Origin of the sequence: Vibrio syngnathi, from assembly GCF_002119525.1 — a bacterium.
Taxonomy (GTDB): Bacteria; Pseudomonadota; Gammaproteobacteria; order Enterobacterales; family Vibrionaceae; genus Vibrio; species Vibrio syngnathi.
Genome location: NZ_CP017917.1, coordinates 414,621 through 428,393 on the forward strand (window position 1 = coordinate 414,621; position 13,773 = coordinate 428,393).

Annotated in this window: 15 protein-coding genes and 2 pseudogenes; 13 read left to right on the plus strand and 4 right to left on the minus strand. The window is 41.5% G+C overall.

Features of this window, described 5'->3' with window-relative positions; translation table 11 throughout:
* Positions 1-3: 3 nt before the first annotated feature.
* Complete coding sequence (locus tag K08M4_RS16740) at positions 4-234, minus strand: DUF2909 family protein (RefSeq protein ID WP_086050713.1); 231 nt, start codon at positions 232-234, stop codon at positions 4-6.
* Between K08M4_RS16740 and K08M4_RS16745 the strand changes: the two genes are divergently transcribed.
* The 10 genes from K08M4_RS16745 to K08M4_RS16800 all read left to right on the plus strand — a co-directional run bounded on the left by K08M4_RS16745 (position 122) and on the right by K08M4_RS16800 (position 7,921).
* Positions 122-1,048 carry an SURF1 family protein gene (locus tag K08M4_RS16745; RefSeq protein ID WP_086050714.1) on the plus strand — a complete coding sequence of 309 codons (927 nt, stop codon included), beginning with the start codon at positions 122-124 and terminating at the stop codon, positions 1,046-1,048. The two genes, K08M4_RS16740 and K08M4_RS16745, sit on opposite strands and share 113 nt — an antisense overlap.
* A gap of 48 nt (positions 1,049-1,096) precedes the next feature.
* Positions 1,097-1,705 carry a redox-active disulfide-containing membrane protein gene (locus K08M4_RS16750; protein ID WP_086050715.1) on the plus strand — a complete coding sequence of 203 codons (609 nt, stop codon included), beginning with the start codon at positions 1,097-1,099 and terminating at the stop codon, positions 1,703-1,705.
* 116 nt (positions 1,706-1,821) lie between these two features.
* On the plus strand, positions 1,822-2,877 hold the full coding sequence (locus tag K08M4_RS16755) for a COX15/CtaA family protein (protein WP_086050716.1): 1,056 nt from the start codon (positions 1,822-1,824) through the stop codon (positions 2,875-2,877).
* A complete protein-coding gene (gene cyoE, locus K08M4_RS16760) occupies positions 2,867-3,841 on the plus strand; it encodes a heme o synthase (RefSeq protein ID WP_086050717.1) in 975 nt (324 codons plus the stop codon). Before K08M4_RS16755 ends, cyoE begins: the two co-directional genes overlap by 11 nt.
* 182 nt (positions 3,842-4,023) lie before the next feature.
* Positions 4,024-4,377, plus strand: coding sequence for a hypothetical protein (locus K08M4_RS16765; RefSeq protein ID WP_009845655.1), 354 nt, complete (start codon positions 4,024-4,026; stop codon positions 4,375-4,377).
* A 96-nt stretch (positions 4,378-4,473) separates the two neighbouring features.
* Positions 4,474-5,145, plus strand: a complete 672-nt coding sequence (locus K08M4_RS16770) for a DUF3313 domain-containing protein (protein WP_017097015.1) — start codon at positions 4,474-4,476, stop codon at positions 5,143-5,145.
* Between the two features lie 12 nt (positions 5,146-5,157).
* Positions 5,158-5,376, plus strand: a complete 219-nt coding sequence (locus K08M4_RS16775; protein ID WP_009845653.1) for a DUF3820 family protein — start codon at positions 5,158-5,160, stop codon at positions 5,374-5,376.
* A 1,014-nt stretch (positions 5,377-6,390) separates the two neighbouring features.
* Positions 6,391-6,798: a GNAT family N-acetyltransferase gene (locus K08M4_RS16790; protein ID WP_232460266.1), complete on the plus strand. Its 408-nt coding sequence runs from the start codon at positions 6,391-6,393 to the stop codon at positions 6,796-6,798.
* A gap of 489 nt (positions 6,799-7,287) precedes the next feature.
* Positions 7,288-7,620, plus strand: coding sequence for a type II toxin-antitoxin system RelE/ParE family toxin (locus tag K08M4_RS16795; protein ID WP_012600340.1), 333 nt, complete (start codon positions 7,288-7,290; stop codon positions 7,618-7,620).
* Positions 7,607-7,921 (plus strand): helix-turn-helix domain-containing protein, encoded by a 315-nt coding sequence (locus tag K08M4_RS16800; RefSeq protein WP_086050720.1) that lies wholly within the window; start codon positions 7,607-7,609, stop codon positions 7,919-7,921. Before K08M4_RS16795 ends, K08M4_RS16800 begins: the two co-directional genes overlap by 14 nt.
* A gap of 295 nt (positions 7,922-8,216) precedes the next feature.
* Here K08M4_RS16800 and K08M4_RS16805 read toward each other — a convergent pair.
* A pseudogene (locus tag K08M4_RS16805) lies at positions 8,217-8,444 on the minus strand (IS110 family transposase); the annotation flags it as partial.
* 170 nt (positions 8,445-8,614) lie between these two features.
* Here K08M4_RS16805 and K08M4_RS16810 point away from each other — a divergent pair.
* Positions 8,615-9,268 (plus strand): hypothetical protein, encoded by a 654-nt coding sequence (locus tag K08M4_RS16810; RefSeq protein WP_157665757.1) that lies wholly within the window; start codon positions 8,615-8,617, stop codon positions 9,266-9,268.
* Positions 9,269-10,361: 1,093 nt separating this feature from the next.
* Here the strand turns inward: K08M4_RS16810 and K08M4_RS16820 are convergent.
* Both K08M4_RS16820 and K08M4_RS16825 read right to left on the minus strand, forming a co-directional pair.
* Positions 10,362-10,685, minus strand: a complete 324-nt coding sequence (locus K08M4_RS16820; RefSeq protein WP_016786991.1) for a hypothetical protein — start codon at positions 10,683-10,685, stop codon at positions 10,362-10,364.
* A 477-nt stretch (positions 10,686-11,162) separates the two neighbouring features.
* Positions 11,163-11,381 (minus strand): annotated as a pseudogene (locus K08M4_RS16825) (IS110 family transposase); the annotation flags it as partial.
* A 100-nt stretch (positions 11,382-11,481) separates the two neighbouring features.
* Here K08M4_RS16825 and K08M4_RS16830 point away from each other — a divergent pair.
* Positions 11,482-12,003 carry a hypothetical protein gene (locus K08M4_RS16830; RefSeq protein WP_086050724.1) on the plus strand — a complete coding sequence of 174 codons (522 nt, stop codon included), beginning with the start codon at positions 11,482-11,484 and terminating at the stop codon, positions 12,001-12,003.
* Positions 12,004-12,681: 678 nt separating this feature from the next.
* On the plus strand, positions 12,682-13,734 hold the full coding sequence (gene aroG / locus K08M4_RS16835; protein ID WP_065678182.1) for a 3-deoxy-7-phosphoheptulonate synthase AroG: 1,053 nt from the start codon (positions 12,682-12,684) through the stop codon (positions 13,732-13,734).
* Positions 13,735-13,773: the final 39 nt, after the last annotated feature.

The window sequence follows — 13,773 nt, forward strand, 5'->3', positions numbered from 1 at the left end:
GGATTAATAGGGGCGAGGGTTGGGCGTTATCACTCCTGAACCTAAAGCCAGTAATAACAGCAACACGACAACAGCTGACCACATGACTCGACGACCCAAGAAGTGACTGAGTCTTTTTCCATTGTGTTTACCCGAGGCGATTTGGATTAGGCCTTTCATCAAATTGAAAACGATAAAAAATAGCAAAGCGACCAATACAATTTTAAACAACAACACAAAGGTAGATGACGCCATAGTGATAACTCCAAACCGATTGATTGATGATGAACACAAGTTCCGCAGTAAAGGTTTTTGGATAGCGGTTGTTTTAACTGTGGTTTCAGTCGGCATTTTAATCAAGTTGGGTTTGTGGCAGTTAGAGCGTGGTAACGAGAAATTGCGTTATGAACAACAGCTATCAGAACGAGCACAGCAATCGTCACAATCTCTAGGTGTCATTATTTCTGAGTTGCGAGAACTGGGTTCATCTGGTCAAGAGTCATTAAACCCTCAAACCCTAAATGGATTAAAGGCTGATGTCGAATTAGTCAATACGAGTGGCTTGTTACTCTTGTTAGACAACCAGATTAACCAAGGAACGGTAGGGTATGTGATTTACATGTTGGGTGCAGTTCCAACACAAGATGGAAGAAAACAACTGTTGATTGATCTTGGGTTCATTGCGGCAAGCAGTGACAGAAGAGAGCTACCCCAATTAGGAAGCATCACACTACCAACCAATATGTCAGGGCGTTTGTACACACGTTCGTTGAACCCTCTAAGTCATGAGTTGGGATTAGAAAATACGACACCGAATAGAATCCAAAACTTAAACATAACAGCGTTATCAGAGTACACCGGGCAAGAAGTGCTGCCCTTTGTTTTCCAACCGCAAAGCTTAGAATCGTGGCCTTATGAGTTGTTGTGGCGACCAACTGCGATGAAATCTGAAAAGCACTTCGGTTACTCATTTCAATGGTTTGTAATGGCAGCGGTACTTTCGTTTTTGATGTTGTTGATTGGGTTCCGATATTTTAAGAAAAATGGCCACATGAATAAGAAGAAGTAGGAACTTGAAATAGCGACTTAAAGGCAGCGCCTACAACAAGGAAGAAAGATGGATAAATCTCAAGTAAAAATGAACAGGGAAAGTACCGAGGCAAACATGGCTGAGCTTAGAAACCGTCGAACTAAAGGGCGCTTGGTATTAATCGGACTCGTTTTAATTTTCGCTTTGCCAGCCATTATCGCCAAAACGGTGTTGGACCAGAATTGGTATACCTCAGGTGTCACTAACTCAGGCGAATTGGTCGAACCAAGAACCACGCTTGCGGATTTCGGCGTAACGATACCCATGGCTGGAGAAGGGTGGTTAGTGGGTTATATCGCTCCTACAGAGTGTGAAAGCTTATGCGAACAGCAACTCCATTATTTGAATCAAAGTTACTTGGCGCTAGGTAAAAACAAAGAGCGAGTGACCGCCGTTGTTTTTGTATCTGAGGGTAATTCGTTATCGGGTTCGCTTGATAAGCCTGATTTGTCTTTGTTAGCGGGTGGTGATCAATTGAGTACCGAGTTTTCGCCTGCTTCTATTGTCATTATTGACCCACTAGGACAGTTGGTTATGGAGTACAAAAGCGTTTCAGAACCTTCGCAGTTAGTTGGTCAATCTAAAGGCATGATTCATGATCTAAGAAAGCTACTCAAGCTGTCACGAGTTGGGTAGTTAATCAGCTTAAGTTGATGAGCTTGAGTTGATGAGCTTGAGTTGATGAGTTGTAGAAGATTGCGTTAATGCTGAGTGTTGTTAGCGAAAAGGGAATAAGTATAGGGAGATAAGTGATGCAGAATAAAGCCCCTGATTTACTCATGCTCGTGATGAGATTAACTATCTTGTTAACACTTACCGTGATTGTTCTCGGCGCTTATACACGTCTGTCGGATGCTGGCCTTGGCTGCCCTGACTGGCCTGGGTGCTATGGAAAGATCACCGTTCCCTCGAATACCCAAGCTGTTAATCAAGCCAATCTACAATTTCCAGAACGTGCTCTCGAAGCAGACAAAGCATGGATAGAGATGATCCATCGCTACTTTGCAGGAACATTAGGGCTGCTTATCTTTGTCGTTGTTGCTTGGTGTATTAAAAAGAATATAACAGCGGCTGGTCTACCATTACTTATCTCTGCAACCGTGATATTTCAGGCTTTGCTTGGAATGTGGACGGTGACTCTCAAGTTGATGCCCGTTGTGGTTATGGCGCATTTGATGGGGGGCTTCACGTTGCTGTCACTGTTGTGTCTGCTCTACTGTCGTTTGTCTCAATTCCAAAGCCGTTTTGGCGAGGCTGCCTATCCTTCATCACTTAAAGTTTGGGCGCTGTTTGGGTTACTTATTGTGGTTGGGCAGATACTGCTTGGTGGTTGGACGTCGTCAAACTATGCCGCGTTGGTGTGCACCCAATTACCCATCTGTGAAGGTAATTGGATGAACTATCTCGACTTCAAAAATGCGTTCGATTTTGCTCAACACGGCCATGATAACTATGAGTTTGGTGTGTTGGAATATCCCGCAAGGCTCACAATCCATGTCATGCATAGGTTCGGGGCTATTGTGGCGACGTTAACGGTGCTGATGATCGTTTACCAGCTATGGAAATTTGGCCAAGCGCCTCAACAAAAGCTGAGCGTGATTGTCGCAATAGTCCTGTTTACCCAAATCAGCCTTGGGATCAGTAATGTATGGTTTCACCTGCCAATCTCAGTCGCGGTTTTGCATAACCTAGTCGCAGCTATGTTGCTCATCAGCATGGTTGTCACCAATTTTGTCGTGTGGCAACGCAAACCAAGTCAGAGATTGGTGAAAAACAGTGTATTACAAGGAGGTAATCATGGTCAGTAGAACGTCAACACAGTATGAAGTGGTGGCTCAAGACGCAGCCTTAACTCATAAGATAACAGCCAACAATGACATAGCTTTAAGCAATGAAATGGCTGCAAAAAACAAAGCTGTTTGGAAGGTCTATTTAACACTGACCAAGCCGAAAGTGGTGGCTTTGATGTTGCTGACTGCATTGGTTGGAATGTGTTTGGCTGTACCGAATGGATTGCCTTTGCAACAAACTTTGTTCGGGATGATTGGGATTGGGTTAATGGCAGGTTCAGCCGCTGCGTTTAACCATTTGATCGATAAAAAGATCGACGGCCAGATGACTCGAACCAATCGACGCCCTTTACCATCCGGCGAACTGAGTAGTGCGCGCGTGTTCAGCTTTGCCGCGGGTATTGGCTTACTTGGTTTCGTCACGCTTGTGGTGTGGGTCAATCAACTCACCGCTTGGTTAACCTTTGCAAGCTTGTTGGGCTACGCGGTGATTTATACCATGTACTTAAAGCGAGCGACGCCGCAAAACATCGTGATAGCAGGGATCGCTGGTGCAATGCCTCCGCTGTTGGGCTGGACGGCAGTTACTAATGAGCTTCATTCAAACGCTTGGTTATTGGTGATGATCATATTTATTTGGACCCCTCCGCACTTCTGGGCGCTGGCAATTCATCGTCGTGACGAGTATGCCAAAGTGAACATCCCCATGCTGCCTGTGACCCACGGAATCGAATACACCAAGACTTCTATTTTTCTCTATACCTTGTTGCTTAGCATCGTGTGTATATTGCCTGTATTGGTCGGCATGAGCAGCTGGATATATCTGAGCGCTTCATTGGTACTCAACGGTGGGTTTGTCTATCACGCTTGGGTACTTAAGTATCGTGATGAGCCTAACATGGCGATGAAGACCTTCAAGTTCTCCATTTATCATCTCATGATCTTGTTTGTTGCTCTGTTGGCGGATCATTATTTGCTCTGATAGCTCTGATAGCTCTGATAGCTCTGATAGCTCTGATAGCTCTGATAGCTCTGATAGCGGTGAGGAGCTCAATACAAGGTCATATCAAAACCAAACCTTTGGTTTTCACTAACCAAACCCTGACATGCCATCTATGAAAAGCCGGACAATTGATTGGCATGAATTATATAAAGGAACCGGTAATGGAATTCACTGAGCAAGATAGAGATGCTTTGTACCAAACGTGGATGTCACAAAAATCTCGAATGCGAATTACGCAGATGGAGTTTTCAAAAAAGCTTGGAATGAACCAGTTGGATTTTTCGCGAGTGCTAAGAGGGGAGAAAGCATTAACCATGTCTTTCGTTAGTCACTTCTGTCGTTTGCTTCATTTGGAGCCAAGGAATGTGCTCCCTTCACTTAAAGAAGACAATGAATCCGGGCCCAAAGTGGTTTATCTGAAAAGTAGAATGAGTGTTGATGGTGAGATCCAAAATGCTTATATCGAAGGCAATCAGGTGATCGTAGAGTATGCACATACCGTTCAGAACCATTGATTTTAGATCGAGCTCTGAGTTTTACCTCTTTTTCTACAACTTTTCCACTTAGGGTATGTCATACTTAGTTAATTCCTTGATTTACTTAAGTGCGTTATGAAACCTTTGAAAGTCCTTTTGCTTGTTGCAACCAGCATGTTTTTGTTTGGTTGTGCAGGCGGCCCAATTAAAACTGCGACTAAATTCACCAGTTATGAAGATTTTCAGCCTGGCCCTGATGGAGGCGTTGATTTAGTTTGGGCAAGGATAGGGCTGCGTGACGAACAACGTTTGAAATCCAAATTAGACGCTTATGACTCTGTGGTGATCGACCAAATCTTTGTGTTAGCAGAAGAAGGCACATTAGATCAGGAAGACATTCAGGAGCTCACAGATCATATGGTGAGTCGTTTGGAAGCGAAAATATCGCCTCATAAAACGATTGTCGATGAACCAACAGGGAACACGCTACGTTTGAGTATTGCCTTAAGTAATGTTGAAACGCCCAACCCGATCTTAGCCGTGACAAGCAGTGTGCTGCCGTTTGGTCTTGCGATGTCGACTATATCTAAGGTGACGACAGGTGAGCACACCAACGTTGGGAGCGCCAGTGTTGAGCTATTGGTCAGTGATGCGCAAGACGGCACTCCGTTGTTTGCAGCCATCGACCGCGAAGCGGGTAACAAAGACTTTTCTACTATGATTGATTCGCTAGATGACGCCAAAGATGCGATCAACTATTGGGTTGAACGCTTAGGTGATACTCTACAGAACATCGACGACGTCTAGAAAGAGCTTGTAATGCTAGAGAAAGAGAACCTAATTAAGCTAGCCAGAATGCAAATGCCATTTGGCAAATACGCTGGCCGCACCTTGATTGACCTACCTGAAGAATACTTGCTGTGGTTCGATAAAAAGGGCTTCCCACAAGGTGAGTTGGGCGATTTAATGCAGCTATGCTTAGCTCTTAAAATTGAGGGCTTAGATTCTGTGGTGCAACCGCTCAAATATGACTATTAGCCTTAAGTAGCCCCAGTCCGTCCCCCCGCAGTTCTAAACCAAAACCCATACACCTAAGTGACGAGTAGTGGTGATTTTCTGAGGAACATTCAAAGGCAAAACTGAATCTTGCCTTTGAATGTTTATGAACCCAGAGTCGCCGTAACTGTAATATTCCCCCCCAACACTTCCCTCAAAGCTTCCAAATTTATGATTACTTTTAGTCATTCACATGTTCATTAATGACGAGTCAGAATCGACTAGCTTTAGCTTCCCCTCAGTGACCAGTACACACAGACAGTTTATTGAATAATTAATGACTTTAAAAAGAGTGTTTTTTACACTGAATGAGCACGAACCTAACGAGGGTAATGGTGTTAAGTTTTTGAATAGTAATTGGATTGATAAGTGGCTAAGAATGATAACGTGCCTTACAAAGGCGGCAATGTGTGCTTGCACGTTTTCACACGGAATGTTGAGACCCGATTTTATATCAAATGCATAGCATTCAGTTGGTTATGACCGACCTTTTTGATATATTGATCGGATGAATTCGTGCTTGAACGATATTAAAATGTTATATTTAAGGAATAATTTTGAATCAGTCTTTAGCGGATAAGCTCAACCCAAATTGGTATTCAGTTGCAATTATTAATCTTTTGGTTCTTGGTTTGATAATGTTGTTCTATAAAGAACTGGCTGATAATACAAAGTCGTATCTAGTGCCTGCTTTGCTTGTATACACAATAGGCAATGCTTTAATTGGGCACATACAAGGGTCATATTTCAGAGCTAATGGTATGAAAAAGGGATTTAGTGAGCCGTTGTGGTTTTATTATTTTTTATACTGCATATGGTTTGCTCTTTTTTTAGCATACCTTTTATATCGTAATGTACTTTAAATATAACAAGTTGCTGCTGTCGGACAATTTTTCCGCTGCGCTCCAAAATTGCCGCAGAGCAAGGCGTTATACGCTATCAAGGAAATAATCCAATATGAACAAGGTAGTATTCAGAAGTTGTGATTAAAATAGCCTGCATTGGATTGCTTTAGAAAGGCTGTTTCAAACCGAATGGTCTGATTTTCTGTTCGCGGATACCTACAAATCAGAAGCTCATCTTCCACCTGTTATTGTCGCGCTTAGAAATAATGAAGTTATCGGTGGTCTTGCTTATTCTTGTTTTAAAGAGCCTCAAGGTAACTCTGAAGTTATTTGGTTTAATGCGGTCTTTGTATCTCCCGAATTGCGTGGGCAAGGTATTGCGAGTGAGTTGATTAATCGTGGTGTTAAGCAAGTATCAGAAGCCGTTCAAGGTAATCTGTATGCTTATACAAATGTAGCACCATTGTATCTGTCTTTAGGCTGGTCAGTGGTTGATATTGAAAGTGCACCAAACCATAGCGTAATGAGTTTCTCACTTGAGCCTCAACCACGCGTATAACGAATAAGGATTAAGGTGTTGCGCAGCCAACACTAAATCCCAAGTGTAGAACAAGCCCGAAGCCACTTTATTAAATAAATTGTGTAATTGAGTTTGAAGGGCACATCGCTTTGAGGCTTTTCACAAGACGATCGAGGCCAAGGTAAGGTCGCGATAGCAATCTTATCAACCAGTTAGCTGTTTTTCGTTTCTTTCGTCGTCACATCTCCTCTGTTTTCGTCAATGCCATTCCCCTTATTTTTGATGCCTTCGGCTAGGTGGGGCGGCTCACTTCTACGCATGTCAAAATCGACAACCATAAATTGGGCATCGTGACCGAGTTTATTGAGTGTTGTTACCTAATAATGTGCAGATGTGGGTGCAAGTTTCGCTGTCGGCTGTGGGTATGCAGGCGTTATAGCTCAGGTCAGATTCGCCTTCCGAAAAGTCATAACTACGTTAATCACGTATAGTTTTGCTATGTGTACGTTACTTGCGTATACTCTGCATATGAAAAGTGTATTTGTTGAATCGACCATATTTGAAAAGTACCGTAATGAATATCTCAGCGATGATGAGTTTAGGCTTTTTCAAGCTGAGTTAATGTCTAACCCGAAACAGGGGGACGTGATTCAAGGTACAGGTGGTTTGCGAAAGATTCGAGTTGCAAGTAAAGGTAAGGGCAAGCGAGGCGGCTCTCGTGTTATCTATTACTTCCTCGATGAAAAGCGTCGCTTCTACTTGCTGACAATTTATGGCAAGAATGAAATGTCTGATTTAACTGCAGATCAAAAGAAACAATTAAAGGCTTTTATGGAGGCGTGGCGTAATGAGCAATCGTGATCTATTTGCAGAGTTAAGTTCTGCTCTTGTTGAGGCTAAAGAGCATTCAGAGGGTAAACTCACTCTTAAAACTCATCAAGTTAACGATATCAGTGAGTTAGATATTTCACCTAATGAGATCGTGAGTATCCGTGAACAGTTTAATATGTCGCGTGGTGTGTTTGCGCGTTTACTGCATACATCATCCCGAACATTAGAAAACTGGGAACAAGGGCGTAGCGCACCAAATGGACAAGCTGTGACCCTTCTAAAATTGGTTCAGCGTCATCCGGAAACTCTTTCGCACATCGCTGAGCTATAACAAACAAGGGCTAAGGTGTTGCGTAGCCAACACTAAACCCGAGTGTTGAACAAGCCCTTAGCCACTTTGTTAAGTAAATTGTACGATTGTATTTGAAGGGCACATCGCTTTGAGGCTTTTCTCAAGGCGAGCGAGGTCAAGATAAGGTTGCGATAGCAATCTTATCAACCAGTTAGCTGTTTTTCATTTCTTTCGTCGTCACATCCCCTCTGATTTCATCAATGCCATTCTCCTTATTATCAATGCCTTTCGGCTAGTTGGGTCGGCTCACACCAATACACGCACAGCTAGCATTCATAGTTCGTGCGTCGTCACCGGGTTTCTTAGGTGCTCTGACCCAATAATGTGCACCACCACACGCTTCAATGCCTATACGCATGAGTGGAATATTTGCTATTGTAGTCAGTAGTTTAGAGCGAGTTACTGACTTATGAAGTATGACCTTACCATTTTGGTCTACGGCATGAAGACTAAAGTGGTTTTTAGCTAGGTCGATACCGCAGAAATAAGAATAATCAGACATGGTGCCTCCGGTGCATTTAAGTACCACATAAGTGTGGCAGATCCTCGGTAGGGGGAATCCATGTCATTCGTTAGGCTTCCCCAGTTTGGAAAGCTCAATGAATAATGGCATCATGATAATCAACTAAGTGCATTTCATTTGTAAACATAAGTAGTTTTATGGGGTTAAAGTTGGAAAATCAAGTTCGGGACAGTGAAAAAGATAGTAAAAAATGGAAATCCATTTTCGGTGTTATTTTCTTAGGTGCTTTAGGAAGTGGATTTTGGGAGTATTTCCTAAAAGATTTTTGTATAAAGGTATTAGATCTTACTGTTACCGCGGCTAGTTATTTGTTCTCAGGGTTTGCTGATAGCCTTTACAGTAATATCGGGAATGGTGTCGGGGGCTTTCTTCCTATTTTCACTCCAGTAATTATCATGGTCATGATGATCCTTTTTCCTTGGGTTTTTACAATGAAACTGTATTCGGTGACAAAGCAGATGAATGTACGGACTAAAAAAGTAGATAATGATAAACTCTTGAAGAAAATCAGGTTTTTTAAGATAGCTACACCTTTATTATCTCTTCTAATAACTTTAATGTATGGTCATATGTTATTTGAATCCGTTTATCAGTATAAAACCGTCCATTACATAGAAAGAACCTTAGAGATTGTAAGACCGTCAGTCACACCACAGGAGTTTTTGCTTTTAAGGTCTGAATATAGGCAAATTAATTCATTAGAAAAATTTGAAGATTTTTACTTTAAAGTTTCTTCTGTTGCTAAAGAAAATAGCATTGAACTACCTCAGTTTTCACCATTGTTAATCAAACCTAAAGCCTAACAAATAAGGATTAAGGTGTTGCGCAGCCAACACTAAATCCCGAGTGTTGAACAAGCCCGAAGCCACTTTATTAAGTAAATTGTACGATTGGATTTGAAGGGCGCATCGCTTTGAGTCTTTTCTCAAGGCGAGCGAGGTCAAGATAAGGTTGCGACCGAAATCTTATCAACCAGTTAGTTGTTTTTCATTTCTTTCGTCGTCACATCCCCTCTGATTTCATCAATGCCATTCTCCTTATTATCAATGCCTTTCGGCTAGGAGGGGCGGCTGACTTCTACGCATGTTAAAACCGACGCCCATAATTTGGGCATCGTGACTTAGTTTATTGACTGTTTTGTTCAATAAGGTGTACCTACACACGCTTTAGTGTTTGATTGATATATTTACTATTTTAGTCAGTAGGTTAGCGCAGTTTACCGACTTATTAATATGACCTTACTATTTTGCTCTATGGGATGAGGGCAAAACTAAGTCGATACCGCACAATTAAGACTAATCAGACATGGTGCCTCAGGTGCAATTAAGTATCACATAAGTGTGGTAGCTCCTCGGTAGGGGGAATCCATGTCATTCGTTATATGACACTGAAGTATGGTTGATGAAATTGAGTATATTGAATGTTGTGAGCATGGAAAGCAGCAACAAACTTATGTCTGTCAGCACACTGTTGAGAGTCTGAAAGATGGAAACCCTAGAGGTTTTTGGTGGTCAATTGAGCAACCAGAAAGCCCTAGGCCGGACGCGTGGTGTTCCGAATGCGAAGACTTAGAGAATAAAATTGGAGAGTAGGAAGGAGAAGCTGAAGAATTTGCAAATATTAAAACTCTCTGTGGCCATGTTACGACAACGCTAAACTTCTTAACTTTCTAAATAAAAAATCATGGTGGCGCTTTTGGTAGTTCTGGCATATAACAAGCTAATAAATAAGGACTAAAAACAGTTTTCTGTTTTCGTTTCTCAACATTTTAGCAAACAATTTTTAGCCCATTATTAGAACGTAAGTTGCACTTATTAACCTTTTGGAGGTGACTTTGAAGTTTAGTCGAAAAACTTAATGTAGTTGAGGCTTTGCTCTCAGCTACATTATTTTATTTTATCTCACGCCATTGACAGTGATTTCTGCTGTTCCAGCATGTTGACTAGATGTTTGATTGAAAATTTGTAGTACTTTTCCATCAAAGTCACTTGGTGTATCATGAAAAAACAGCTCTTCTTTTGGTGCTATTTTTTGTGTACTTCCATCTTTCCCTAGAGTAATAGATATGGTAATAGTATTCTGTGAACTTAAATTCTTTATGACGACTTGAGAATTTGAACCCTCGTTAGTTTTACGCATTTCTGCAACATTCCCGTGTTCCAATTTTATTGCTTTGTTATATTCCAATTTAATTGTTTTTGTAGCTTCGGCAGTATTCATTATGTTAATCCTATTGATATATATTGATTCACTTTCGATTTAACTTGCTTGAGTTCCTACTGACTAAGTAGGTAGGAATAACTATAAAGTAGTTTTCAAAAAATAATATTACACCGTTATTACGCGTTGCCGGTTTTAGACCGTAGTGGTACGGTCAACTAACAAAAAATAAACGAATAAGGATTAAGGTGTTACGCAGTCAACACTAAATCCCGAGTGTTCAACAAGCCCGAAGCGACTTTATTAATTAAATTGTACTATTGCATTTGAAGGGCACATCGCTTTGAGGCTTTTCTCAAGGCGAGCGAGGCCAAGATAAGGTTGTGATAGCAATCTTATCAAACAGTTAGCTATTTTTCGTTTCTTTCGTCGTCACATCTCCTCTGTTTTCGTCAATGCCATTCCCCTTATTTTCGATGCCTTCGGCTACGTGGTTCGGCTCACTCCAACACGCGCAAAGCCAGCATCCATAATTCATGCGTCGTAACCGAGTTTCTTAGGCGTTCTTGCCCAATAATGTGCACCACCACACGCTTTAACGCCTATACGCATGAGAGGCATATTTGCTATTGTAGTCAGTAATTTAGATCGGGTTATTGACTTATGAAGTATGACTTTACCATTTTGGTCTACGTCATGAAGACTAAAGTGGTTTTTAGCTAGATCGATACCGCAGAAATAAGAATAATCAGACATGGTGCCTCCAGTGCAATTAAGTACCACATAAGTGTGGCAGATCCTCGGTAGGGGGAATCCATGTCATTCGTTATATTTTAAAAATGTAAAGGTTAACTAATTGATTACTGATGATTATATGAGTGAAGCAGTGGTGTATGTAGTTTTTTGGCTTATCTGCTTGTTTATCACTATAAAGTTTGTTTTATTTTCGAAAAATAAAAAGCGTTCGGTATTACATTCCAGACTTGCTATTTCTGGTTTTATTATTGGCGGTGCTACTGCCTTATTTTTAGCGTTTACATTTTCTTTACAGAGTGAAGTGATCGGTGAACTTAATAAAGAAATGACCGATCCTAAAAATGCCAATCTTAAAGATATTAATCAAGCCTTGCTTTTAGCAATCAACAGTTATTTTGAAATATTTAAGCAGGTTGTTACGGTTTTTGGAAGTGGCATTGGAGCAAGCCTATTAGCTTCTGGTTTAGTTATGAAAGCCCAGTTTGGTTATGATGATCACTGTGACAACACACGAATACAGAATGAGAGCTGTCAAGATATTGCAAGTTCAAAGGAGAGAAGTTTGGGGAAGTTTTCGCGGGTCTCGAAATCTGTAAAAGCAGCGTTTCAAAGTAACATATAACGATTGAGGTATTGCGCAGCCAACACTAAATCCCGAGTGTTGAACAAGCCGAAGCCACTTTATTAAAAAAATTGTGTAATTGAGTTTGAAGGGCACATCGCTTTGAGGCTTTTCACAAGACGCTCGAGGCCAAGGTAAGGTCGCGATAGCAATCTTATCAACCAGTTAGCTGTTCTTCGTTTCTTTCGTCGTCACATCTTCTGTTGTTTCGCCTGTACAATTCTCCATATACCGTTCCTGCGCAGAAATTGCCAAATTTGATCGGTTCTATTCTTCGATGAGTAACATCCAAACCAAGGTTGTGGTGCTAGTTCCCATTTTTCTCTATGTGACGAAAAGTCTTTAGCTCTCTATTTTTTGTGTATGCGTTTTGTAAAGGCTGTAGTGTGGTAAAGAGCTTTTATCTATCGTTGCGTAAGACATTATCTAGCCAGGATAGTTTGAAGAGCTGTGTTCTTACTGTGTCTGATAACTGCGCAATCGATGGCGTGTAAACAATGTTATACGGGGTGTTTTAAATATAAAACATAAAATAAATTGCCTTTTTTTTTAATTAGTGATTGAAACTGTGGTTTTTACTCGTTAAGTTACAGGGAACAAGAAGATAAATGCTGATGTAAAGTGACGTGAGATAACGTGCATTCAGCCTCAAGGATAGAAAATAGGAAGAAGTAAGCAATGTTCCAGACTGATGATGTAAGAATTACCAAAGTAAAAGAGTTATTACCCCCTGTTGCTGTTTTAGAAAAGTTTCCAGCGACAGAAATTGCTTCTTCTACAACCTTTGAAAGCCGCAAAGCGATCCACAATATTTTAGAAGATAGCGATGATCGCTTACTTGTTATTGTTGGCCCATGTTCTATTCATGATACAGAAGCTGCTCTTGAGTACGGTAAACGTTTGAAAGTGCTACGTGACGAACTAGGCGATAACCTTGAAATCGTAATGCGTGTTTACTTTGAAAAACCACGTACCACTGTTGGCTGGAAAGGCCTAATCAATGACCCGTACATGAACGACACGTTCAAACTAAATGACGGTCTTCGTTTAGGACGTAAGCTACTGCTTGACCTAACTGATATGGGAATGCCTACGGCGAGTGAATTCCTAGATATGATCACGCCACAATACGTTGCAGATCTAATCAGCTGGGGCGCAATTGGCGCACGTACGACAGAATCTCAAGTTCACCGTGAACTGGCTTCAGGCCTATCTTGCCCTGTTGGCTTCAAGAATGGTACGGATGGCAACATCAAGATCGCAACAGATGCAATTCGCTCTGCAAGCGCTTCTCACCACTTCTTGTCGGTAACTAAATACGGCCACTCAGCGATCGTTGAAACAGCAGGTAACCCTGATTGTCATATCATCCTACGTGGTGGTAAAGAGCCAAACTACAGTGCAGAGCACGTTGGTAAGATTAAAGAAGAGCTAGAAGCTTCAGGTCTTCCACAGAAAGTGATGATTGATTTCAGCCACGCGAACAGCTCAAAGCAGTTCAAGCGCCAAATGAACGTTTCTGATGACGTAAGTGCACAGATCTCGGGTGGTGATAAAGCAATCTTTGGTGTGATGATTGAATCTCACCTAGTTGAAGGTCGCCAAGACTTAGTTGACGGTAAAGCGGCGACATACGGTCAATCTGTTACTGACGCATGTATTGGTTGGGAAGATACTGAAACAGTACTTCGTCAACTTGCAGGTGCTGTTGAAGCGCGTCGTAACAAGTAATCTAATTATTACAGCCAGTCGCTAAGCGGCTAAAAATTC